The sequence below is a fragment of the Geminicoccus harenae genome (assembly GCF_019800005.1).
Lineage (GTDB): Bacteria > Pseudomonadota > Alphaproteobacteria > Geminicoccales > Geminicoccaceae > Geminicoccus > Geminicoccus harenae.
In genome coordinates this window covers 42,243-65,536 of sequence record NZ_JABGCL010000020.1, presented here as the reverse complement: position 1 = coordinate 65,536, position 23,294 = coordinate 42,243, and the positions used below count along the sequence as shown (strand labels likewise).

The 23,294-nt window shown below is 65.0% G+C and carries 18 protein-coding genes and 1 tRNA gene; 11 read left to right on the top strand and 8 right to left on the bottom strand.

The features are described from left to right. Window positions 1-32: 32 nt before the first annotated feature. From HLA95_RS18225 to HLA95_RS18200, 6 genes are all read right to left on the bottom strand, one after another. Complete coding sequence (locus HLA95_RS18225; protein WP_191059684.1) at window positions 33-800, bottom strand: SDR family NAD(P)-dependent oxidoreductase; 768 nt, start codon at window positions 798-800, stop codon at window positions 33-35. A 37-nt stretch (window positions 801-837) separates the two neighbouring features. Continuing rightward, entirely contained in the window at window positions 838-2,349 is a 1,512-nt protein-coding gene (locus tag HLA95_RS18220) for a tripartite tricarboxylate transporter permease (protein ID WP_191059683.1), read from the bottom strand. A 3-nt stretch (window positions 2,350-2,352) separates the two neighbouring features. Beyond that, window positions 2,353-2,823, bottom strand: coding sequence for a tripartite tricarboxylate transporter TctB family protein (locus HLA95_RS18215; protein ID WP_191059682.1), 471 nt, complete (start codon window positions 2,821-2,823; stop codon window positions 2,353-2,355). A 15-nt stretch (window positions 2,824-2,838) separates the two neighbouring features. After that, a complete protein-coding gene (locus HLA95_RS18210) occupies window positions 2,839-3,825 on the bottom strand; it encodes a Bug family tripartite tricarboxylate transporter substrate binding protein (protein WP_370467503.1) in 987 nt (328 codons plus the stop codon). Between the two features lie 89 nt (window positions 3,826-3,914). Beyond that, window positions 3,915-5,264: a branched-chain amino acid ABC transporter permease gene (locus HLA95_RS18205; RefSeq protein WP_191059680.1), complete on the bottom strand. Its 1,350-nt coding sequence runs from the start codon at window positions 5,262-5,264 to the stop codon at window positions 3,915-3,917. 6 nt (window positions 5,265-5,270) lie between these two features. Then, the gene (locus HLA95_RS18200) at window positions 5,271-6,074 is read right to left on the bottom strand and encodes an HpcH/HpaI aldolase family protein (protein ID WP_222184083.1); all 804 of its coding nucleotides are present in this window, start codon (window positions 6,072-6,074) and stop codon (window positions 5,271-5,273) included. Between the two features lie 574 nt (window positions 6,075-6,648). On the opposite strand from HLA95_RS18200, the gene HLA95_RS18195 reads away from it, so the two are divergent. The 4 genes from HLA95_RS18195 to HLA95_RS18180 are packed head-to-tail and all read left to right on the top strand — an operon-like array spanning window position 6,649 to window position 11,566. Beyond that, entirely contained in the window at window positions 6,649-8,577 is a 1,929-nt protein-coding gene (locus HLA95_RS18195) for a serine protein kinase (protein ID WP_191059714.1), read from the top strand. A gap of 41 nt (window positions 8,578-8,618) precedes the next feature. Beyond that, window positions 8,619-9,827 (top strand): YeaH/YhbH family protein, encoded by a 1,209-nt coding sequence (locus tag HLA95_RS18190; protein WP_191059715.1) that lies wholly within the window; start codon window positions 8,619-8,621, stop codon window positions 9,825-9,827. Between the two features lie 12 nt (window positions 9,828-9,839). Next, the gene (locus HLA95_RS18185) at window positions 9,840-10,169 is read left to right on the top strand and encodes a hypothetical protein (RefSeq protein ID WP_191059716.1); all 330 of its coding nucleotides are present in this window, start codon (window positions 9,840-9,842) and stop codon (window positions 10,167-10,169) included. Next, window positions 10,166-11,566, top strand: coding sequence for a SpoVR family protein (locus tag HLA95_RS18180; protein ID WP_191059717.1), 1,401 nt, complete (start codon window positions 10,166-10,168; stop codon window positions 11,564-11,566). Before HLA95_RS18185 ends, HLA95_RS18180 begins: the two co-directional genes overlap by 4 nt. Here HLA95_RS18180 and HLA95_RS18175 read toward each other — a convergent pair. Both HLA95_RS18175 and HLA95_RS29190 read right to left on the bottom strand, forming a co-directional pair. After that, window positions 11,522-13,072 carry a M48 family metalloprotease gene (locus tag HLA95_RS18175; protein ID WP_191059718.1) on the bottom strand — a complete coding sequence of 517 codons (1,551 nt, stop codon included), beginning with the start codon at window positions 13,070-13,072 and terminating at the stop codon, window positions 11,522-11,524. The two genes, HLA95_RS18180 and HLA95_RS18175, sit on opposite strands and share 45 nt — an antisense overlap. Then, window positions 13,069-13,863, bottom strand: a complete 795-nt coding sequence (locus HLA95_RS29190) for a thermonuclease family protein (protein WP_222184082.1) — start codon at window positions 13,861-13,863, stop codon at window positions 13,069-13,071. Before HLA95_RS29190 ends, HLA95_RS18175 begins: the two co-directional genes overlap by 4 nt. On the opposite strand from HLA95_RS29190, the gene HLA95_RS18165 reads away from it, so the two are divergent. The 7 genes from HLA95_RS18165 (at window position 13,836) to HLA95_RS18135 (ending at window position 23,292) form a co-directional block, all read left to right on the top strand. Continuing rightward, window positions 13,836-13,912 (top strand) — tRNA-Arg (locus HLA95_RS18165). The two genes, HLA95_RS29190 and HLA95_RS18165, sit on opposite strands and share 28 nt — an antisense overlap. Before the next feature lie 1,665 nt (window positions 13,913-15,577). Next, window positions 15,578-16,396 carry an ABC transporter permease gene (locus HLA95_RS18160; RefSeq protein ID WP_191057760.1) on the top strand — a complete coding sequence of 273 codons (819 nt, stop codon included), beginning with the start codon at window positions 15,578-15,580 and terminating at the stop codon, window positions 16,394-16,396. Beyond that, a complete protein-coding gene (locus HLA95_RS18155) occupies window positions 16,386-17,843 on the top strand; it encodes an ABC transporter ATP-binding protein (RefSeq protein ID WP_191057759.1) in 1,458 nt (485 codons plus the stop codon). Before HLA95_RS18160 ends, HLA95_RS18155 begins: the two co-directional genes overlap by 11 nt. Then, window positions 17,840-19,348: a sulfotransferase family protein gene (locus HLA95_RS18150; RefSeq protein WP_222184080.1), complete on the top strand. Its 1,509-nt coding sequence runs from the start codon at window positions 17,840-17,842 to the stop codon at window positions 19,346-19,348. Before HLA95_RS18155 ends, HLA95_RS18150 begins: the two co-directional genes overlap by 4 nt. Window positions 19,349-19,412: 64 nt before the next feature. Continuing rightward, the gene (locus tag HLA95_RS28955; protein ID WP_191057758.1) at window positions 19,413-21,242 is read left to right on the top strand and encodes a glycosyltransferase family 4 protein; all 1,830 of its coding nucleotides are present in this window, start codon (window positions 19,413-19,415) and stop codon (window positions 21,240-21,242) included. Beyond that, complete coding sequence (locus HLA95_RS18140) at window positions 21,239-22,096, top strand: glycosyltransferase family 2 protein (protein ID WP_191057757.1); 858 nt, start codon at window positions 21,239-21,241, stop codon at window positions 22,094-22,096. Before HLA95_RS28955 ends, HLA95_RS18140 begins: the two co-directional genes overlap by 4 nt. Before the next feature lie 26 nt (window positions 22,097-22,122). Continuing rightward, window positions 22,123-23,292: a glycosyltransferase family 4 protein gene (locus tag HLA95_RS18135; protein WP_191057756.1), complete on the top strand. Its 1,170-nt coding sequence runs from the start codon at window positions 22,123-22,125 to the stop codon at window positions 23,290-23,292. Window positions 23,293-23,294: the final 2 nt, after the last annotated feature.

Below are 23,294 nucleotides of genomic sequence, written 5' to 3'. Positions count from 1 at the left end.
AGGGGCCGGTCGCCCGGCCCCTCCTTCTTGCCTCAGACCCAGCCGCCGTCCGCGATATAGGTCTGGTTGGTCATCGCCGAGCTGTCGTCAGCGGCCAGGAACAGAGTGAGCCTGGCCATCTCGGCCGGCTGGAGCTGGCGCTTCAGGCACTGGCGCTTCATCAGCTCCTCGATGCCCTCCGGGGTCAGCCAGAGCGACTTCTGCCGCTCGGTCATGATCCAGCCGGGGGCGATGCAGTTCACCCGGATGTCGTAGGGGCCGAAGTCGCGGGCCAGCGCCCGGGTGAGCCCTGCCACCGCCGACTTGGCCGTGGTGTAGCCCGGCATGCCGCCCTGGCCGATCATCCAGCTCGTCGAGCCGAAATTGATGATCGAGCCGCCGCCGGCCTCCTTCATCATCGGGAACACCGCCTGGGCGGCGAAGAACTGGTGGCGGAGGTTCACCGCGAACCGCTCGTCCCAGTATTCCGGCGTCACCGTGTCGAAGGCGTGCCGGTCATCGCGCGCGGCATTGTTGACCAGGACCGTGACCGGCCCGTTCGCCTCGGCCGCCTTGGCGATCGCCGCCTTGAGCTGGTCGATGTCGCGCACGTCCGCCTGGCAGAACAGGACTTGGCCGTGGCCTTCTTCGGCCAGCCGGGCGACCAGCGCGTTGCTGGGCTCTTCGGCCAAGTCGCAGAACGCCACCTTCGCCCCCTGCTGGGCGAAGGCCTCGGTGATGGCGGCTCCGATCCCGGAACCGCCGCCTGTGATGAAGACCGACTTGCCCTTCAGGCTCGGATAGATCGCCCAGCCGCTCACCGTTCTGCCTCCTCGATGCCCGCAAACGTCCTGCGGCTCATGTGACCGAAGCTTCCTCGTCCGTGACCAGCGGCGGCTTGGCCCGGATCATCGACCAGATCAGCCAGATCCAGGCCGCGATCACGATCACGCCCAGGACCGCGGAGATCGGCCGCTCGAAGAACGCCAGGAGGTTGCCGTCGGCCTTCATCATCGAGGTCATGAAGTTGTTCTCGACCAGCCCGCCCAGCACCAGGCCCAGGATGGTGGGTGCGATCGGAAAGCCGTTCTCCTCCATGAAATAGGCGATGATGCCCATGGTCAGCATGATGCCGACGCCGAACAGCGTGTTGTTCATGGCGAAACTGCCGACGACGCAGGCCATCAGGATCAGCGGCATCAGGACCTCGCGCGGCACCTTCAGCACGTGGCGGAACGTCTTGATCGCTACCCAGCCGAGCGGGAGCATCACGATGTTCGCAATCATGAACACGATGAAGATCGCGTAGAGCATCTCCGGCTGGTCGAGCATCAGCGTCGGGCCGGGGTTGAGGCCCTTCATGTAGAGCACGCCGATCACGATCGCGGTGATCGAATCGCCGGGAATGCCGAACACCAGTGCCGGGACCCACGCACCGCTGAGCGAGGAATTGTTGGCCGCACCGGCGTCCACCACGCCCTCGATATGGCCGGTGCCGAACTTCTCCGGTTCCTTGGAGAACTTCTTGGAGATCGCATACGTCACCCAGGCGGCGATGTCCGAGCCTGCACCCGGCAGGAAGCCGATCATCACGCCGAGGACGGAGCTGCGTAACGTGTTCCACTTGTACTTCAGGAACAGTGCCCACTGGCCCCGGAACACCGAGCCCAGCTGCTTGGTCTGCAGGCTCTCCACCTTGCGTGTGCCCAGCACCCAGCGCAGCAGCTCGGAGATGGCGAACATGCCGATCATGACCGGGATGAAGTCGATGCCGCCCAGGAGCTCGACCGAGCCCATGGTAAAGCGCGGCTGCCCGGCCGTGGGGTCGATCCCGACCGTCGCGATGAACAGGCCGAGCAGGACCGAGACCAGACCCTTGATCGGGTGGCCGGTGCTGATGAAGATCGCGCAGGTCAGGCCGAAGATCGCGATCCAGAAGAACTCGAAGGACGAGAACCTGAGCGAGATCTCGGCGAGCGCCGGGGCGGCGAACGCCAGGGCCAGGCTGCCGAAGATGCCGCCGATCGCGGAGAACACCAGGCAGCAGCCGAGCACCAGTTCGGCCTGCCCCTTCTGGGTCAGCTTGTAGCTGTCCGCGACATAGGCTGCCGAGGAGGGGGTGCCGGGAATGCGGATCAAGGCACCCGGGATGTCGCCGGCGAAGATCGCCATGGCGGTCGCGGTCACGATCGCGGCCACCGCAGGGACGGGCGGCATGAAGAAGGTGACCGGGATCAGCAGCGCGGTGGCCATGGTGGCAGTGAGCCCGGGCATGGCGCCCACGAACATCCCGAACAGACCGGCCAGGGTCATCACGGTGAGGTTATAGGGATCGATGACGATCCAGAATGCCTGAAGGATCGGGTCCATGGCCTACCACATCCACCTGGACAGCGGCCCCAGCGGCAGGGGGACCAGGAGCAGCTTCCGGAACAGCCAGTCGATCACCACCGAGCCGATGACGCCGACCAGGAGGGCCTGCGGGATCTTGCCACCCCAGTAGCGGGCGGACAGTACGGTCAGGACGATGGTGGAGGAGATCAGGAAACCCAGCACGTCCCAGACCAGCATCAGGAACACGACGCTGCCGAGGGTCAGGAGCGCGTCGAAGATCCTGCCGGGCGCGCGCGCCGCCGGATCGAGCCCGAACGCAGGTGCCCGCGCCCGGATGCCGGTGAAAATGAGGACCAGGCCACAGATCGTGAACCCGGTGGCGATCAGCGACGGGACAAATGCCGGGCCATAGTCCTGGCCCGGCATGTCGGCAAATCCCGCCGCCTGCTGAAAGATCAGCCCCGCTCCGATCAGGAGGATGAGGCCGAACACCCAGTCGGCAACGCGCATGTAGAAAGCTGCCCTTTACTCGGCCTTGGCGAGGCCGATGTCCTTCATGATGCCGCCGAACATCTCGTCACGCTCGGCCATGAACGCCTTGAACTCTTCTGGCGGCAGGTAGACCGTACCGAAGCCCCGGCCGCTCATGAAATCCTGGTAGGCGGCGGAATCGTAGATCTTCTTCATGGCGGGCACCAGCTTGTCGACCGCCTCCTGGTCCATGTTCAACGGACCGGCGAAGCCGCGCCAGGAGCCGACGCTGAAGTCGATGCCTTCCGCTTCCTTGACGGTCGGGACATCCGGGAAGGCCGGGTTGCGCTCGTCCGCCATGACCGCCAGGCTCTTCACCCGGCCGGCGTCGATCAGCGCCTTGGCCTCGGGGATCGAGCAGGGTGCGAAGTCGACACCGCCCGAGAGCATGTCCTGCAGGCCGGCCGCGGCACCCTGGCTGGGGATCCACTGGACCTTGTCGGCGGGGATGCCGGCTGCCTTCAGCAGGCCGCCCAGGCCCACGTGCCAGATGCCGCCCTGGCCCGTGCCGCTCGCCTTGAACGTGCCGGGCTCGGAGTTCCTGATGTCCTCCAGCAGCTCGCCGACCGTGTTCCACTTGGCATCGGCCGGGACGTTGAGCGCCGGCGGGTCGTCGTTCATCAGGGCCAGCGGCGTGTAATCCTCGCCGCTCAGCTCGGTCAGGCCCTGCCAGTGCATGATGCCGATCTCGGAAGTGATGATCCCGATCGTGTAGCCGTCCGGCTGCGCGGTCGCGATGGCGCTGTGCCCGACCACGCCGCTGCCGCCGGTGCGGTTCACGACGTTGACCGGAACGCCCAGTTCCTTCTCGAGCTCGGAGGCCACGATACGGGCCGTCGCATCGGTGCCGCCGCCGGCACCCCATGGCACGATCATCGTGATCGGCCGCTCGGGATAGGCAGCCTCGGCTGCGCCCAGCGTTCCAAGCGTCAGCATGGTGGTGGCCAGAACGGCCAACGCGCCACGACGGATCATCATCATCCCCCTTTGTTGGAGCCCGGCCCTTCGGCAAAGCCCGGATTGTCGCGCGGACGCTAGACGAGGGTGCCCGGCCTGTCACCGCTTTAACTTTAACCAGAGTGAAGCTGCTCTTCAGGTGACGGCTGCCGCGGGGTGCCCAGCAGGCCTTGCGGCCGGAAGACCAGCAGCGCCACCAGCACGGCCATCACGTAGACGTCGCGCCACGCAGCGCTGCCATAGCCGGCAGCGGCGGTCTCGACGACCGCGATGATGAAGCCGCCGGCAAAGGCGCCGGGCACCGAGCCCAGCCCGCCGAGCAGGGCGGCGGTGAGCGCCTTGAAGGTGATGGCACCACCCATGAGGTGGTCGGCGACCCCATACTCCGCGACGAGCGCCAGGCCGCCGATGCCGCCCAGCGCACCGCCCAGGAGAAAGGTCCGCCCCACCACCCGGTCGACGTCCACACCGACCAGGCGCGCCGCAGCGAGATCCTGGCTCACCGCGCGCAAGGAGCGGCCATACTCGGTCCGGCCGATCAGCCAAGCCAGCCACAGCGCAACCAGGCAGGTCCCGGCCGCCACAAGGAGATGGCCGGACGTCACCGAGACGTCGAAGCCATGGCCCTCGATCAGCACGATCCGGGCATCCGCCACCACCGACATCTGCCGCGGCCGGTTGCCGACGGCCAGTCGCACCGCCTCGTTGCCTGCGATCATCAGGCCGATGGAGGCGATGAGCGCCCCGCTGCCGTTCCGGTCGCGGATCGGGCGGAAGACCAGGCGGTCGGCGAGCCGGGCGCCCTGCCCCGCGATCAACGCCACGACCGGCAGGGCCAGCGCCACCACCACGCCTGCCGGCAGGCCCAGCCGGAGCTGCAGGCCGACATGGACGATCAGGAACAGCCAGCCGCCCAGCGCCACCAGCGGGCCGAAGCCGAACATGATGGTGCGGGCCGCAGCGGCGATCAGGGTGAAGGCCACCGCCACCAGCGCATAGACACAGGCGAGTGTGAGCGCGTTCAGCACCTGCTGGAGGAGATAGAGCAGCCGGACGGTCGGGGTGGCCGGCACCTTCTCCAGCACCACCCGGGCCTCGCGCTGCTTGAGGCGCAGCATCTTGAGTGCCTGCTGCACGTCGTAGCGGCTGAGACGGCCGAACCGGGAGCTTTCCACCTGGGTGAACTGCCAGGCACCGCCGCTGGCCGATCGCGGCAGGAACCAGCAGCGGATCCAGCCTGGCCCGGCCCTGCCGCCGGTCCAGGCGATCCGCACCCCGAACGGGCGGTCCTCGCCTTCGTCGTCGGTGGCGACCGTGATCGAGGCCGGGTTCGTGACGAAGACCGGGAGCAGTTGCTGGCAGGCGCCGATCGCGTCGCTATGCCCGGCCGCCGCCACCTGTCCCGGCAGCAGGAGGCAGGCGAGCAGGGCCAGGCACGGCCCGGCACCTCCCGCCCGCCTCATCGGGGCTCAGCCGTAGGGGCCGGCCGGCCGCCCGGGCAGACCGGCGCCGCCGCGCACCCGGGCGAGGTCGGCGCGCGCCGCGGCAGCCAGGAGCGGCACGTCGCCGGCACCCGCCACGAGGGCATAGCCTTCCGCGAACAGTTGCTCAGGGGTGCGCGCCGCACTCGGCACCGTCCCGTAGGGCTTGCCCACCTTCTTCAGGTTGCCTTCGGCCAGCTCGACCAGGGCCCGGACCTCCGGGTCGGCGAGCTGCTCGAGCTTGCCGATCGTGCCGGCCATGTCGTTGACCCCGATCAGCACCATGTCGACCCCGTCGACCCGGGCGATGCTTTCCGCGCGCTCGGCGGCCCCGGCACTCTCGATCTGGGCGATCAGGAACAGGTTCTCATGCCACTTGGCGCGGTAGTCCGTGTCGCGCCCGTAGCCGGAGCAGCGCAGCGCCGGGGCGGCGTAGCCGCGGCGGCCGTAAGGCGGGTAGAGGCAGGCGGCCACGGCGGCCTTCGCCTCCGCCTCGTTCTCCACCATCGGGATCATCACCGAGGTGGCGCCGGCATCCAGGATCCGCTTCAGATAGACCTGATCGTTCCACGGCACCCGGACGATCGGGTCCGCACCGCCCACGATGCAGGCGCGCATCAGCTCGATCGCGGTCTCGATGGAGGCTGCGCCATGCTCCTGGTCGATCACCAGGAAGTCGTAGCCGGCCGCGGCCAGGAGCTCGGTGTTGGCGGTCGAGCCGGTCGATACCCAGGCACCGTAGAGCTGCTCGCCCTCGGCGAGCCGCCGCTTGATCCGGTTGCCACCCTGCATGCTTGTCTCCTCCCTGGGCCCGCGCCGGGATAGCCCCCGGGCGAGAGCCATGGCAAGGGCGCCACCCGCGCACGGGGGCCGCCGCGGTCGCCCGGCCGGTCATTCAGGCCACAGTTCGATCGCGTGCCGGAGGAAACGACCGGCCTGCGGCGTCCCGCCGCTTGAGCGGGGGGTAGGGCTGCATACCATCGATTGGGCAGACCTGCCGCCGAGCCACGTGCGCCCGCCCCGGCCAGCTTGCCTTTGCTTCGCTGCGCCGTAACTTTCAGGTTTCACCAGAAGTCCAGCGCGCAAACTATGGCGTATGTCACTTTATCGGGCGATTCCGATCTTGGCGGGTCCGCCCTGGCTGGGCTACCTTTCCTGATCCGAGAAGGAAGGCAGCAGCCAGGTGTGGGTTGACTGCATCTATACGCAGCATTCGGGCCATGCTGCTTGCGCGAGGCGCGAATTCGTTTAGTGTTCTCAACCATTGGATATACTCAGGAGTCGTAGAGCTGGAAGACAGGACGGACTGACTGCCGTTCGAGGTTCGTGCGTTGAACGTAGCCCCCTTCCGAAGGATGCGGAGACCGTGAGCACTACCGTCGACTTTGCCGCCATCATCGCCGAAGACCGCAAAGCGAGGGCGCAGGAAGAATGGCAGGGAACGTTCCTTGACTACCTGGAAAAGGTGAAGGCCGAGCCCAGCCTGGCGCATCATGCGCATCGGCGGTTCCACGACATGATCATGGCCAAGGGCGTGCACCATCTGGATGCCGAGGCCGACCCCAGGATCAAGCGCCTGTTCGGCGACCAGCCCGTCAACGCGTACGGCTTCTTCGAGGACGAGTTCTTCGGGATGGAGCGCACGCTCGACAAGATCGTGCGCTATTTCCATTCCGCGGCGATGGGCGGCGAGGAAAGCCGCCAGGTGCTCTATTTCCTGGGCCCGGTGGGTTCGGGCAAGAGCTCGCTGGTGGCGCGGCTGCAGCGCGGGCTGGAGGAGCTGCCGCCGGTCTACGTGATCGATGGCTGCCCGACCTTCGAGGACCCGCTGCACCTGATCCCGCGCCACCTGCGCTCCGCCTTCGAGGACATGCTGGGGGTGCGGATCGAGGGTGACCTCTGCCCGGTCTGTCGCTGGAAGCTGAAGGAAACCTGGGAAGGCAAGTACGAGGATGTGCCGATCCGGACGGTGCGCTTCTCCAAGCGGGCCCGGCGCGGCATCGGCGTGGTGCCGCCGGTCGACCCGAACAACCAGGACACCTCGGTGCTGATCGGCTCGGAGGACATCTCCAAGCTCGACCGCTATTCTGAGGGCGACCCGCGCGTGCTCGAGCTGAACGGCGCCTTCAACGTCGGCAATCGCGGCATGGTGGAGTTCATCGAGGTCTTCAAGAACGACCCCGAATATCTCCACACCATGATCACCGCCACCCAGGAGAAGTTCGTCCCGGCACCCGGCCGGCACGGCACCATCCATGTCGACACGGTGATCGTGGCGCACTCCAACGAGGCCGAGTGGCAGCGCTTCAAGGCCGACCACACCAACGAGGCGATCCTCGACCGCATGGTGGTGGTCAAGGTGCCCTACAATCTGCGGCTCTCCGAAGAGACCAAGATCTACGAGAAATTCCTGAACAAATCGCAGTTCAACGCCAAGATCGCGCCGCATACGCTCGAGATCACCTCGATGTTCGCGATCCTCTCCAGGCTTGAGCCGACCTCCAAGTGCGATCCGCTTACCAAGCTCAAGATCTATAACGGCGAGGAGGTCCTGGAGAAGGGCCGGCCGAAGAAGGTCACCTCGCACGAGCTGATGGAAGACGCCAAGCGCGAGGGCATGTTCGGCATCTCGACGCGCTTCATCATGAAGGCGATCGACACGGCGCTCACCAAGAACGACGGCGTGATCCACCCGATCAACGTGCGCGAGTCGCTGATCGGGATGGTCAAGGAGACCGAGCTCCCGGACAACACCAAGAAGCAGTATCTGGAGTTCCTGCAGGACACGCTGCACAAGGCCTATCTCGACCTGCTCGAGAAGGACATCACCAAGGCGTTCGTCTACAGCTTCAAGGACCAGGCCGAGACCCTGTTCCAGAACTATCTCGACCACGCCGAGGCCTATGTCACCAAGACCAAGGTCAAGGACAAGCAGACCCGCGACGAGATGCAGCCTGACGAGGGCTTCCTGAAGTCCATCGAGGAGCAGATCGCGGTGATCGGCCCGGCCGCCGACGGGTTCCGCCAGGAGGTGATCGCCTATCTCTGGTCGGCCACGCGGCGCGGCGAGAAGGTCGCCTACACCTCGTACGAGCCGCTCAAGGAGGCGATCGAGAAGAAGCTGATGAACTCGGTCCGCGAGATCAGCCGGATCGTGACCAAGGCCCGGACCCGGGACGAGGAGCAGCGGCAGAAATATGACAGCATGGTCACGAATCTCATCGCGCAGGGCTATAGCGAGGAGAGCATCGACACCATCTTGAAGTATGCTGCCAACCATCTCTGGAAGGATTGAGGGGGCGCGTTTTCCGGTAATCCAGACGCAGGGGAGCTTCCTTGACGACTGTCTTCCGTCCTTATGAGGAAAGCGACGCGCTGCGATCCGACCGCAGCGCCGGCGACCGTCAGCGCCATCGCGAGAAGCTGCGCCGCTCCCTGCGCGAGAATATCGCCGACATCATCGCCGAGGAGAGCATCATCGGCCGGGATGGCGACAAGATCGTCAAGGTGCCGATCCGCGGCATCAAGGAATACCGGTTCGTCTATGGCGACAACGAGGGCGGGGTGGGCACCGGCAACGGTGACACCAAACCCGGCCAGGTCGTGGGCCAGGCGGGCGACGGCGAGCCCCAGCCCGGCCAGGGCCGCGCCGGATCGGATCCCGGCGTCGACTATTACGAGACCGAGATCAGCATCGACGAGCTGATCGAGATCATGTTCGAGGACCTCGAACTGCCCGACATGGAGCGCAAGATCCTGCGCGAGGTCATGTCGGATTCGACCTTCAAGCGGCGCGGCTACCGCAAGCGCGGGCCGCGCGTGCATCTGGACCGCAAGCGCACCGCCAAGGCCCGCATCCGGCGGATGATCGCTGCGGAGACCGACACGGCCGAGCTGCGCAGCAACCTGCTCAACGAGCCGGAAAGCCCGGAGGAACGGTTCCCCTACCGGCGCGAGGACCTGACCTACAAGCGCGTGATCACCGACGTCCGCGAGGAAAGCAACGCGGTGGTCATCTGCATCATGGACACGTCCGGCTCGATGGACCGGATGAAGAAGTACCTGGCGCGCTCGTTCTTCTTCCTGCTCTACCAGTTCGTGCTGACCCGCTACCAGAACGTGGAGCTGGTGTTCATCGGCCACCACACCGAGGCCAAGGAGGTCAGCGAGGAGGATTTCTTCCACAAGGGCGAGAGCGGCGGCACGATGATCAGCTCCGGCTACAAGAAGGCGCTGGAGATCATCGAGGAACGCTTCCACCCGGAGCTGTGGAACATCTACGCCTTCCACTGCTCGGACGGCGACAATTTCGACAGCGACAACGAGGCGACCATCGCCGCGGCCAGGCAGCTCTGCGAGATCTGCAACCTGTTCGGCTATGGCGAGATCAAGCCGCTGGGCTCGCACTATTACGAGAGCTCGATGCTGGAGCGGTTCCGCGCCGTGGATGCCAAGAACTTCCACAGCGTGCTGATCGAGCGCAGGGAGGACGTCTACCCGTCCTTCCGCCAAGTCCTGTCCAAGGAACGGGCGGACGCCGGCTGAAGGACCGCGCCCATGGCCTACTGCGTGATCGTCGACGACCTCTACCACTACATGGACGAGGACGCCCGCTGCGAGGCGGGCGTGTTCGCCACCGCGGACGAGGCGCTGGCCTGCTGCATCCGGATCCTCCAGTCGGACCTGAAGGCAATCGCGGCCAGTTGCAAAACCGCGGACAGCCTGTACGGCCAGTGGCTGAGCTTCGGCGAGGACCCGTTCATCGTCACCACCGACGGTTCACCCCCCGTCGAGTGGAGTTCGCGGCAATATGTGTTCGCCCATGGCGCCGAGGTGATCGCTTCGGTCCAGGGCGCTGCCTCCCCGCCTGATGGAGCGACCGCATGACCAACTGGACGCTCGACGAGCTGGCCCGCTGGGACGACAGGATCCAGGAGAAGGTCCAGGAGTTCGGGCTGGACTGCTACCCGCAGGAGTTCGAGGTCTGCGACCAGACCGCAATGCTGGGCTACATGGCCTATCACGGCATGCCCTCGCACTATCCGCACTGGTCGTTCGGCAAGTCGTTCGAGAAGACCAAGACCATGTACGACCATGGCGTGTCCGGCCTGCCCTACGAGATGGTCATCAACTCCGACCCCTGCCTCGCCTACCTGATGCGGGACAATTCGCTCTGCCTGCAGATCCTGACCATCGCCCACGTCTACGGCCATAACGACTTCTTCAAGAAGAATTTCAACTTCGCGGCCGGCACCCGGGCAGGCGAGACGGTGGCGATGTTCAAGGCCCGTGCCGACCGGGTCCGGCGCTACCAGGAGGACCCGTCGATCGGTGCGCTCGCGGTCGAGGAGTGGCTCGATTCCTGCCACGCCCTGTCCTTCTCGCGCTCGAAGAACCCGTCCGTGCCGCGGCTGAGCCAAGCCGACCAGGTGCGCCGCGCGATCGAGGCGGCCAACCCGCCCGAGGACCCGTTCCCGCTCCTGTCGCGCCGGGCCGAGGTGCGACCCCCGGACCTGTCGCGCGTGCCGCTGGAGCCGGACGAGGACCTGCTCCTGTTCATCCGCGACTACCGCCGCGACCTGGCCGACTGGCAGCGCGACATCCTGACGATCGTGGACGACGAGGCGCGCTACTTCATCCCGCAGATCGAAACCAAGATCATGAACGAAGGGTGGGCCAGCTTCTGGCACCACAAGATCATGAATTCTCTCGATCTGCCCCAGGACATCCACCTGGAGTTCCTGGTCCGCCACAACCAGGTGGTCTGCCCGCACCCCTGCTCGATCAACCCCTACCATCTGGGCTTCGTGCTCTGGCACCGGATCGAGGAGAAGTTCGGCGGCGCCGATACGCCCGAAGGGCGGAGGAAGATGTTCGAGGTCCGCGAGAGCGACCGGGACAGCTCGTTCCTGCGCCGCTTCCTCGATGCCGAGACCATGCGCGAGATCGACATGTTCTCCTATGCCCAGCGCGGCGAGCACTACGTGGTCGACGAGGTGGCCGAGGAGGGCTGGGAGGACATCAAGGCCAAGCTGATCCGCCAGACCGGCACCGCCTCGATGCCGACCATCAAGATCCACGACGCCGATTATGGCGGGGCGCGCGGCCTCTACCTCGTCCACGAGCACGAGGGGCGCGACCTGGAGGTGACCCATGCCGAGAAGACGCTGGGGCACCTGCGCCATCTGTGGGGCGGCAAGGTCTGGCTGCGCTGCATCCTGCGCGGCAAGCCGACTCTCCTATGCTCCGGGCCCGACGGGTTCGACGCCAAGCTGATCAACTGATCCTTCGGCCTCCGGTCCGGCCTCGGCCACGGGCGTGCCGCCGGTGGCCGGAACGATCAGCTTGACCCGCTGCCCCGGCTCGGGCTGGCCGCCGTCCAGCGGCAGGCCGTTGATCAGCCGGGCCTCGGCCAGGAGGTCGGCGTCGCTCGTACCCATCAGCGTCTCCAGTCGCTCGCCCGGGCGCACCTCGTGGACGCGGATCATCTGACCGGGATAGCGCGCCGCCTCGGCGGGCGAGAGGAAGCGGAAGGATTCGATCGCCGCCTGGTAGGTGCCGACGCTGCGCTGGTCGAGCTGCGGCGCCACGAACTGGAAGCGCCACACTTTGGCATCCGCGGCATCGATGGCGCCGACCAGCACCTGGCGCACCTGATTGCCGACCCGGCCGACCGCCAGGCCGGTGGCGGCCGCATGGCCATCGATCTGGCCAGGCCACACCGCCCGGGTCGCCCCCTGCCCCGGCCATTCCCGCTGCAGATAGCTGGCCACGTCCGGCGTGGACCGCTGGGCACCGTCGAACACCATGACCGCGCCGTCCGCGGAGCGGCCGATCACCTGCGTGGGCGAGTTGGCGAGGGTGAAGCCCGGTGGTGCATCGAAGCGGAAGCCCAGGCCGGGATGGACGAAGCTGCGGCCCAGCACCAGGCCCTCGGCCGGATCGTCGCCGTAGCGCATCCCGTCCACCGCCAGGAGATAGGCGTCGCGGTTGCGCCGGATCGGCCCGTCGGCCCGCTCCGCCGCGGCCTGGGCTGCCCGGGCCACCCGATCGAGCGTGCGTGGGTGGCTCGCATAGATGGTCTGCTCCGGGTCCGCGCTGCGGCCGGTGCGTGCCGCCTCCAGCTGGGCCTGCCCTTGCAGTCGGCCGAGGAAGCTGGCCATGGCCCGCGGGTCGTAGCCTGCCCGGGTCAGGTAGCGGATGCCCAGTTCGTCGGCCTCGAACTCCTGCTCGCGCGAATAGCTCATCACCCAGGCCGGGGCTGCAGCCTGGGCGAGCTGTGCGGCCGCCCTCGCTCCGGCCTCCCCGCCGAACAGCCCGCCCATCAGTACGCCAAGCATGCCCGTGCCCTGCGCGACCGTCGACTGGGTGTGCCGCTGCGCCGTGTGCCGGCCGGTGACGTGGCCGATCTCGTGCGCGATCACGCCGGCCAGCTCGGCCTCGTCGGCGGCCAGCGCCAGGATCCCGCGGGTCACGTAGACATAGCCGCCCGGCAGGGCGAAGGCGTTGACCACCGGGCTGTTCAGCAGCGTGAAGGTGAATTGCTGCTCGGGCAGCTCGCTCACCGCCACCAGCCGCTGGCCGACCTCCTGGACGTAGGCAGCGGTCCGTTGACCCTCATAGGCGTCGCCGAACTCGGCCAGGACCTTCGGGTGCTCCTGCAGGCCCAGACGCAGCTCGTCCTCCTGCGACAGGGTCGTGTACTGCAGCTCCCCGGTCGCAGGGTTGCGGACCTGGGTGCAGCCGACCAGCGCGGCGCTGATCAGGAGCGAGAGAAGGATCCGCTTCATGGCATCGGCTCGAGTTCCAGTGGATGACGCAGTTCCAACATGGGGCCGCTGGCGAAGAACGGCCAGCCGCGCACCTCCACCTCCCGCCCCACCAGACCAGCCGGGTCGCACCCGGCGGCGATGAAGGCGGGCAGATTCGCCTTGGGGATCCGGACGCCGAAATCGGTCCGCCAGTCCGGCCCGAAGTCCAGAAAGTCCGCCTCGAAGCGCCGGCTGTGCGCCACCACCCGCCCCCGGACCAGCGCGAACCGGCCGATCCGGCGCCCGGCATCCTCCGGCGTGGCCACGGCCCGGTCCAGCTCGCCCCAGATGCCGCGCCCGGCCCGGCGACCCTGAGCCTCCTCGGCCAGCAGGCCCTTGAGGGCTTGGTCGTCCTCCTCCCCCGTCCGCACCACGGCCAGCCCCGCGCGCAGCAGGGCAGCCCGCAGGTCCCGGCCCTGCCCGTCCCGGAGGCTGCCGACCAGGCGCCCGAACCGGTCGGCCCGGTCCAGGACCGAGGGCACCAGCTCGCTCCCCTCCGCCAGCTCGCGCGCCCGGGCCAGCCCCCTGCCGGCCAGCCCGTCCGGCCGATCCGGCACCACGATCGAGGCCAGCCGCAGGAGGCGTCCATCCGCCAGCCGCCACTCGTCCGCCCGCACCGGCACCAGCGCCGCCTGCCCGAACGCCGCGGGCGCCACCAGGCCGCCCGCCAGCCCGGCCAGCAGCCTCAGGACGCTGCGACGACTGGCCGAAGCCCGGCGCCAGTGGTACAGGACAGCGGAGCGCGCCCGTAGCTCAGCAGGATAGAGCACAGGATTCCTAATCCTGGGGTCGTGGGTTCGAATCCCGCCGGGCGCACCAGTCTTTTCAAAGGCTCGGTCTGATCCTGCTGCCGAGCATTCTAGCATCGGCCGGTTCCAGCCATCCAATCGCCATCCTTATGATGCACTGCCCACCTCGAGGCTGCTGCATGCTTGCGCGCAGCCGCATGCGAGGAGGCATGGCAGCGGTTTGCCAAACCCTTATAGGGCCTACGCTCCGGACCAATATCCGCACGTCATGTAAGCAGGGCTGCCCTGCCCTTCGGTAATGCAGCGCACTGCAAATCCGCTGCCCATGAGTTCAAACTCGGAACGGATCCGAACCCACAGACTCGCCAGCCGGCGGTTTTCAAGACCGCTGCTGCCGGTGGCATCCCCCTCAGGATGCGGAGGCTCTGGCCAGCTTGCCTTGCTCGTTGGCGTTCGCAGTGCGCGGCTAGGCAGCAGGGAACTCGATCACATTCCGAGATCGAGCGGGCGTCCCAGCCTCCTCGTGTAGGCTGCCCCACATCTCGATGTGGTTCGCAAAGTACCGCAGGGCGCTACGCTCCGCCTCGCCGGCGATCGATACAACGACAGTCAGCTCGACCAGGTGCCATGGCCCACCAACCTGCCGATGGACGATCCGCTCGACAGTTGCTTGGTACCGGTCGGGGCATGACCGCCGTCGCGTCCGTACAGCTGGCTTGGTGCACCACAGCGATTGCGGCGTGCAGCATATCTCGATCCGCTACACCGAGCGGCCCAACAGCCGTCCGGGTTCACCGCAGATCCAACCCACTACACCCTGGGACCAAGCAGCCAATGCCTTTGCTCGGCTCGCCGATCGCTCGCTACCTTACCTTCGCCGGACCATCTGGCTGCGCAGCCTTGGCGAGATGACGCGGCTTTTGCCCTTGCATGTGCTGCCTCGGGAGCAAGAATCATCGCCATTGAACTTTTTGAGGCATTCGCAGCTCATGTTCCAGCAAGCCAAAGTGATGGCCCTGCCCAAGCCGAGCATAGCTGCAATGCGGTGCTGTCCCTGCTGATCCTGGACTCCCTACCCCGGACGAGACGAGCAGCACGGGAGATGGTCCGGATCACCGAGCCAGAACGCACCGTGGCTGGGGCAGCATGGATCTCTGGGGACGGGTTCTCCCTTCCTTGCGTCCGGGCAGACACTGCGGCTCTGGTTGATCCGGAGAGAGGCGCGTTTTGCGCGAAGCAGCCCTCTGGTCCGTCGGCCGAGCCCATCGGACTGGCAACCTTGTGGATGGACGGCAGCTTGCTGCAGGTCGAGCAGACTTCGCCCACCATCCGCATGAATCGCACCTGCGATGGCAGAGGCCCGCTCCCCCGGACAGGGCAGAGCTGATGCCCAGATCTCAGGTCGTACGACGGAGCAGTTCGCGCCGATCGCACGCCATCTCGAGCTTGCTTATCCTGTCGACCTTGAAGACCTGCCTCGTTCAATCGCCGCAATGCCCGAGCGGCGGCGGTATGCGCGACGGAGGAACGAAGCCCAGGGCCAATCGAGCCATGCCAATGTCTATCCGGGTCGGAACACGCTTCAGAGGCCTTGATCATGTACAGACTTGATGCAGGAGTTAGTCGCACGGACAGGGTGGGCTGCAACTATTCGAAGATCATTAATCAAGACTACAGTGTTCTTTGGATGGCCGCATGGATATGACGATCAGGCCTGCTCGGGGGTGTTCATTTTATGCAGATCTATAGCGCCTCCCCGGTCGAGCTGGTGGCGAGCCTATGGCGCAACCGCCATCTTGCCATGGTCCTGGCCAGGCGGGAGGTGGAAGGACGCTATCGCGGTTCCATCATGGGAATCCTCTGGTCTCTTTTTCAGCCCATGCTGATGCTGGCGGTCTACACGTTCGTCTTCAGTGTGGTCTTCAATGCTCGCTGGGGAAGCAGCGACGCATCGCGAGCCGAGTTCGCATTGACGTTGTTTGCAGGCCTGCTGGTATTCAACATTTTCGCCGACTGCCTGACTCGCTCTTCCAACCTCATCATAATGAACACGAATTTGGTCAAGAAAATAATGTTCCCAATAGAGATTCTTCCTGGTGTCATCATGGCTTCGGCATTGTTTCATGCCGCAGTGAATCTTCTCGTATGGTTGGTATTTTATGTCTTGATCATAGGGCCGCCGCACCTGGGTATTCTCATGTTCCCGATAGTCATAGCTCCATGCGTTGCGTTTACCATGGGGCTGTCATGGATGATTGCTGCTCTGGGTGTATTCCTTCGGGATGTTGCTCAGGTTGTCGGAGTGCTCGTCACGGCGCTGATGTTTCTCTCGCCAATCTTTTACCCGGTATCATCGCTGCCTGCCTCCTACCGGCCGCTGATGCTGATCAACCCGCTCACCCCCGCGGTGGAGCAGGTGCGCGACGCGCTCATGTGGGGAAAAGCGCCGTCCTGGGACCTATTTGTGGTCTATCTACTCGCAGGCATGGTGGTGGCGTGCCTGGGCTTCGCATGGTTCCAGAAGACCCGCAAAGGATTTGCTGATGTCCTCTGAAGTCGCCATCAAGGTCAGCGGCCTGGGGAAGTGCTATCATATTTACGACAAGCCGCATGATCGGCTGCTGCAGATGCTCAGGCGTGGGCGCAAGCAGTACTATCGCGAGTTCTGGGCGCTGAGGAATGTTTCGTTCGAGCTGAAGAAAGCCGAGACCGTCGGCATCGTCGGCCGGAACGGCAGCGGCAAGTCGACCCTGCTGCAGCTCATCTGTGGCTTGCTCAATCCGACCGAAGGCAACGTCCATACCAGTGGGCGCATCGCCGCCCTTCTCGAATTGGGTTCGGGATTCAATCCCGATTTCACCGGCCGGGAGAACGTCTTTCTGAATGCAGCGGTCCTGGGTCTCAGTGAGGCAGAGATCAAGGCCCGGTTCGACCAGATCGCTGCCTTCGCCGATATCGGGGATTTTCTCGACCAGCCGGTAAAGAGCTATTCCAGCGGCATGAGCGCCAGGCTGGGCTTTGCCGTTGCGATCAATGTCGATCCCGACATTCTCGTGGTGGATGAAGCGCTCGCGGTCGGTGACGAGGCCTTTCAGCGCAAGTGCTTTGCCCGGATTGGCGCTCTCCGTGCCGGAGGAACCACCGTTCTCTTCGTCAGCCATTCGGGCGCGACGGTCGTGGAACTATGTGATCGGGCGATCCTGATCGACCGCGGCGAATCCATCCTGATTAGCGACCCCAAGCTCGTGATCGCGAAATACCAGCGCCTGGCCTACGCGCCGCCTGCCCGACAGGAACAGGTCCGCCGGGCCATCCTCGCGATGCACGAGGACGAGGCTGGAACCGCCGCGCCGTTCAGCCGTGAAGACGATGCAGAAGACGACGAAGTCGGGCAGGCCGGTGACAACGATGCGCCCGAACGGATGCCCGGCAAGCATGAAGCGAGCGCCTACTATGACAAGAACCTGGTACCGGCCAGCACGGTATCCTACACGCCCAACGGCGCCGTGATCGACAACATCAGGATCCTGGACAAGACGGGCGCTACCGTCAATATCATCACCTCTGGACAGACCTACCGCTATTGCTACGAGGTGCGTTTCACGCATGCGGCATGCGCCGTCTACTTCGGGATGGTGCTGAAGACCATCAGCGGATTCGAGATCGGTGGCATGGGTTCGCACGAGGTCTCGGATGCCGAACCGTATATAGCAGGTGGTTCGGTGGTTCGCGTGACCTTCTGGTTTCGCAACATGCTGCGTCCAGGGATCTATTTCGCGAATGCCGGGGCCTACTCCTATGCGATGGAGAACCAGCAGGTCCTGCACCGGATCATCGATGCGCACATGTTCCGGGTCATTGCCGCTCCGTCCATGCGGTGGAACCTGAGCGGCGTCGTCGACATCTCGAGCCCGCCGCGATGCCATCTCGATATCGTGACCGACGCCGTGCCGGTGCCTTCGGATCACGATGAGATGCAGGAAAGGCGGGTCACGACGTGATCGACGCTGATGGCCAGTCACTGGCGTTCCTGCTGGGTGTTCCCCGCTCGGGCACGACTCTCCTGTCCCATCTGCTGGACAGTCATCCGGACATCGCTTCGCCCCCCGAGCCCTGGCTGATGTTCGCGGTGGAGGCGATCGGCAAGGCCCATTCGCTTCATCCGGCCGGAAGCCAGCTGATCGGGCAAGGCTATCTGGAGTTTTCCCGCGACCTGGATGTACGGTGCGCGAAAGCCTCCTACGCAGCGACGCTCTACAACGAGTATCTTCAGAAGAACGACAGCCGGATATTCGTCGACAAGACGCCGAGATATTATCAGATCATCGATGAAATCGCCCTGATCTTTCCCAGGTGCAAGTTCGTCTACCTGAAGCGGCATCCCTTCGCCGTTGCGGGGTCCTTGAAGTCCACCTGGAACTTCGACCTGACCGCGGCCATGGCTGCCTCGGACAACGAGCTGTTGTTCGACCTGGTGCTGGGTTACCGCAGGCTGGAGCGTTTCGCTGCCGGCAACCCGTCCCGGGTGCATGCATGCACTTATGACGAGCTCGTCACCGATTCGGGGCAGGTCCTGCGGTCGGTGCTGGCCGTTCTCGGTGCCGATCCGGATGTGGCTTCGCCGTCGTTCATCTCCGAGAAGCTCGAGCGTCGCCGGGGCCGCCTGGGTGACCAGAAGATCCTGGAGACTCGCTCCATCCACCAGAACAGCCTCTGGGCCTGGCGTGATGTCCTCACCCGCGAGGAGAAGCAGGCCGTCCACGACATCTTCTCGGAGGAAGGAATCGTGGCGCTGGGCTTTGGCGATCTCATTCCTGCGCTTCGTGCGGAAGGGATCGTCGATCATGGACCGGCCCGGGCCCAGGAGATCGCAGCCGAGGTCGAGGAGAGCTACCGTTCGTGGCTGAACCTTGTCGACGCAACGACGCGCGAGCACCCGGAGGCACCGAAGCTGGCCGCAGCGCTGCGCAAGGCGGCAAGGCAACCCGATGACGCGATCAAGCTGCTCGGGGTGGAAGAGGATCCACTGGCGCTGATCGAGAGGCAGGCGACGACGCTGGGACGTCTGGAGAACGAACGGGCACGCCACCTGGAACGGATCTCCGAGCTCAGCCAGATGCTTGAAGGGCTGGAGCGGGAGCGACCAGCATGGCAGAGCCTGGAACAGACGGTTCGCACGCTACTGGAGGAGACGGGGGGCGAACGAGCAGCACGGCAAAGCCTCGAGCAGATGATCCGCGCACTGCTGGAGGAGACGGACAGCGAACGAGCGGCACGACGCAACCTCAAGCAGATGGTCCGCGCACTGTTGGAGGAGATGGGCAGCGAACGAGCAGCACGACGCAACCTCGAGCAGATGGTCCGCGCGCTGCTGGAAGAGACAGGCAGCGAACGAGCGGCGCGGCAGAACATCGAGCAGGTCCTTACTCATGTTCTGGATATCGTGAAAAATAATCAGAAGAAGTTGTCCTCCGGGCTGCATAAGCTCATTGGTGGATGGAAATAGTGCCACCCGCGATGGCAGGAAGGTCGGCGGAGGCATAACTCTTCCAGGAGAAAGCTGGTCCAGCGTGATCGTCGACATCAATCAATTGGACGACGAGAAAGCATCCTGCCCGAAATTAGGGTGCAATGGCAGAAAACACTTCGAATATCTTGTGGATGACAGTTCGATTTTTGCTAGAAATCCGCTTCCGAGGTTGGCAGAATTCGTTTCAACATTAATAATACTGGATGATTATGAGGGGGTCGAAATGCGTAGCCTGAAGACGGTTGCGGTAGATTTGACCCCAATCCTGCCCGGGGCACAGAATGGCGGCGCGAAGATATTCGCGATCGAACTGGTTAGAGAGCTGGCGAAGCTGGCGCCGGACACGCGCTTCATCCTGATGACGCAACGGGCAGCGCATGACGAACTCTCTCATCTCGATGCGCCCAACGTCCAGCGTGTCCTGGTGCCGGGTATCGGAGCGATCGAGCGCGAGCGAGGCGTGGGCAGGTTATTGTATAGCCTGCGCGCTGCGATATTCCGGCGCGTTCCCAGAAGGCTGGCGGTCGTCATGTCGCACGTCGCGGCGCACCTGATCAAAGGAACCTTCGTCCGGCCGCCGGTTGCGGATACCAAGGCGGACTTGCTGTTCTGCCCGTTTACGGCGCCGGTGTTCTACGAGCCGGGTGTCCCGACCGTGACAACGATCCATGACATCCAGTACATGGTATATCCTCAGTTCTTTTCTGCCGAGGATTCAGCCAACCGGGACCTGGCGATCCGGAACTCCTTTCGTTTCTCGAGCGCGATCGCGGCCATTTCCGATCATGTGCGCGAGGCCGTGCTTGCGCATGGCCCGCCTGACCCGAACCGCGTTCGGACGATCCACCACCGGATGGCGCGCCGGCTCGAGAACAAGTGGTCGAGCGCGGATCGGGACAAGGTCTTTACGATGCTCGGCCTCGAGCCCGACCAGTATCTGGTTTACCCGGCCAACTTCTGGCGGCACAAGAATCACGAAATGTTGCTGACGGCCTTCGCCATGGCTCGTCATCGCGGGCTGCCGGATCATGTCCGCCTGGTCTGCACGGGAGCGCCAGATCCCCGGCGGGATCATGTGATGGATTTGGCGGAACGAATGCAGCTGGGCGGGAAGGTCATCTTCCCCGGACATCTCGCGGATGCCGAGTTCGCGGCACTCGTCGGCGCTGCCCGCGGCCTGATCTTTCCTTCGCTCTTCGAAGGCTTTGGCCTGCCGGTGGTCGAGGCGATGGCCCTGGGCGTACCGGTTGCCTGCAGCAATGTCGCCTCGCTGCCAGAGGTCGCGTGCGGTGCGGCGATGTTGTTCGATCCGCGTGTCCCGGATGAGGTCGCCGAAGCGATCATGCGTCTGGTCACGGATGAGGCCGCGCGGGAAGCCTGGAGAACGGCTGGCAGGCAGCGGGCGGAACAGTTCGCCGACTCAGGGGCGATGGCGCGCGAGTACTGGGCCCTGTTCGGCTTTGCGCTGGACACGTTCGCCGGACGTCGTCGTCTTTCGGGCGTTCACCCTGACGGCTGGGCCGGCGCTGAGATCCTGCTCGAGCTTGCGCATGACGATGATGCGGGAGCCGTCGAGATCGACGTCCTCGCCCCAGAGTGGCTTCCCCATCCTGCGGTCCTAGTCTGGGCCGTCTTCTCCGACGGCACGACGATCAAGACGCAGCCGCTCCAGCGGAGCGAACGCCGCACGCTCCGGTTCGACCTGCCTGGCGCCGGTGGGGTCGCGAGGATCCGGGTAACTCCCTCCTTTGTCCCGGCACGGCTCGGATCCAGCCCGGACCACAGGAAGCTTTCGATCATCGTCGAGCGCTGCGAGCTCATCCGCTCCGACAGTGACCGCTTGCGGCTGTTCCCGGAGGCTCACGTGTGACGGTCAGCATCGTTACGCCGTCCTTCAACCAGGCTCGTTTCATCGAACGGACACTGGAGAGCGTGATCGAGCAGGATGTCCCCGGACTGGAACATGTCGTGTTCGACGGAGCCAGCACCGATGGCACGGTCGATATCCTCAAGCGCTATGACGATCGGCTGTACTGGGTGAGCGAGAAGGATCGTGGCCAGACCCACGCCGTGAACAAGGGGCTGCACGCGACCAAAGGATCCATCATCGGCTGGCTGAACTCGGACGACATCTATTATCCCGGTGCCGTCAGGAAGGTGCTCCGCGTCCTGGACGAGAACCCGGACATCGATGTCGTGTACGGCTTGGCCGACCATATCGATGTGCAGGACCGGGCCTTCGAGCCCTACCCGACCGAACCCTGGGATTTCGACCGCCTGCGGGACACCTGCTTCCTCTGCCAACCCGCCGTGTTCTTCCGTCGCCGGGTCGTCGAACGTTGCGGCATGCTCGACGAGCGCCTGACCTACTGCATGGACTACGAGTACTGGCTTCGCATCGCGACGATGGGAGCGAGGTTCTGCTACCTGGAAGAGAAGCTGTCCGGCTCGCGGCTGTACGCCGAGAACAAGACCCTCGGATCCCGCGTGAAGGTTCATGCGGAAATCAACGATATGCAGCGGCGGCTTCTCGGCAGGGTGCAGGATGCCTGGCTGTACAACTATGCCCACGCCGTCGTCGAGGCACGGGTCGACCGGTCGAAGCACCCGAGACGCTTCGTCTGGGAAGTCGGAGCAAGGTCATTGCTGGCAGCGATGTGGTGGAACCATGGGATATCCAGCGACATGTGGCAGGTGACGAAGAACTGGCTCCTCAAGCGCTGAGAAATAGACCAGATCCAAGGCAAGTGATGCATATCGGGTTCGATGTCAGCCAGACCGGCGCGGGGAAAGCGGGTTGCGGCTATTTCGCGGATGCCATGGCCCGCGCGCTGGTGGATGTCGCGCCCGAGCACAGCTACGCGTTCTATCCCAGTTTCGGCGATTTCTATCTCGACCCCAAGATCCCTGCGCGGAACCCTTATCCCGGCCGCGCCGTGCATTACGGCCCGCGCTTCCTCACGCGCGAGAGTGCCGCCGCCTTCTGGAACGCTGCACGGCTCGAACAGGCGCTGCACCATCCGGACATCATTCACGCGAACAATTTCTGGTGCCCCACCCAGGTCCGGCAGAGCCGCGTGGTCTACACGCTGCACGATCTGGGGTTCACCATCCAGCCCGACTGGACCACGGAAGCCAATCGCGTCGGATGCTTCGACGGCGTCGTCCGCGCCGCAGCCTATGCCGACTGGATCATCGCGGTGTCCGACGCATCCAGGCGCCATTTCCTGAAGCTGTTCCCCTTCTTCCCGGAAGACCGTGTCGCCGTGGTTCATCCCTGCTCCCGGTTCCACGAGCCGCTCGGCAAGGGCGTAGCGCCCAAGTCTATGGCGCATGTCGAGCCCGGGGCATTCTGGCTGTCCGTCGGGACCATCGAGCCGCGCAAGAACCAGATCCGGCTGGCCGAGGCCTACGCCGCCTACCTCCGGGCAGGCGGGCCCGCCATGCCGCTGGTCTTCGCCGGGGGAGAAGGCTGGCTCATGAACGACTTCCATCATCGGCTCGAAGAGCTGGGCATCGCCTCGAACGTGATCTGCACGGGATATGTTTCGGACGAGAACCTGGTCTGGCTCTACCGCAACTGTTACGCCAATCTCTATCCGTCCCTCTTCGAGGGCTTCGGGCTGCCCATTCTCGAGGGGATGCAGTTCGGCGCGCCTACGATCTCGTCGAACAGCAGCTCACTGCCGGAAGTAGGCGGCGACGCCGCTCTCCTGCTCGATCCGGAGGCGACCGAGGCATGGACGGCGGCCATGTTGATGCTGGCGCGCGACCGCACGCAGCGCGAACGGATGTCCGCCGATGCCATCGCGCGCAGTGCGCTGTTCGATGGGGTGTCCAGCGCCAGGAAACTGGAAGCGGTCTATCAGGCGGCATTGGCGCAGCCCAAGCGCCAGATCCAGACTCGTACAAGGGGATAGAG

Excerpts from the sequence above, each read along its gene's own strand:
- HLA95_RS18155 (WP_191057759.1), top strand. The coding sequence starts at position 16,386 with ATGTCCTCTGAAGTCGCCATCAAGGTCAGCGGCCTGGGGAAGTGCTAT.
- HLA95_RS18160 (WP_191057760.1), top strand. The coding sequence starts at position 15,578 with ATGCAGATCTATAGCGCCTCCCCGGTCGAGCTGGTGGCGAGCCTATGG.
- HLA95_RS18135 (WP_191057756.1), top strand. The coding sequence starts at position 22,123 with ATGCATATCGGGTTCGATGTCAGCCAGACCGGCGCGGGGAAAGCGGGT.
- HLA95_RS18200 (WP_222184083.1), bottom strand. The coding sequence starts at position 6,074 with ATGCAGGGTGGCAACCGGATCAAGCGGCGGCTCGCCGAGGGCGAGCAG.
- HLA95_RS18210 (WP_370467503.1), bottom strand. The coding sequence starts at position 3,825 with ATGATGATGATCCGTCGTGGCGCGTTGGCCGTTCTGGCCACCACCATG.
- HLA95_RS18215 (WP_191059682.1), bottom strand. The coding sequence starts at position 2,823 with ATGCGCGTTGCCGACTGGGTGTTCGGCCTCATCCTCCTGATCGGAGCG.
- HLA95_RS18205 (WP_191059680.1), bottom strand. The coding sequence starts at position 5,264 with ATGAGGCGGGCGGGAGGTGCCGGGCCGTGCCTGGCCCTGCTCGCCTGC.
- HLA95_RS18220 (WP_191059683.1), bottom strand. The coding sequence starts at position 2,349 with ATGGACCCGATCCTTCAGGCATTCTGGATCGTCATCGATCCCTATAAC.
- HLA95_RS18175 (WP_191059718.1), bottom strand. The coding sequence starts at position 13,072 with ATGAAGCGGATCCTTCTCTCGCTCCTGATCAGCGCCGCGCTGGTCGGC.
- HLA95_RS18185 (WP_191059716.1), top strand. The coding sequence starts at position 9,840 with ATGGCCTACTGCGTGATCGTCGACGACCTCTACCACTACATGGACGAG.
- HLA95_RS18180 (WP_191059717.1), top strand. The coding sequence starts at position 10,166 with ATGACCAACTGGACGCTCGACGAGCTGGCCCGCTGGGACGACAGGATC.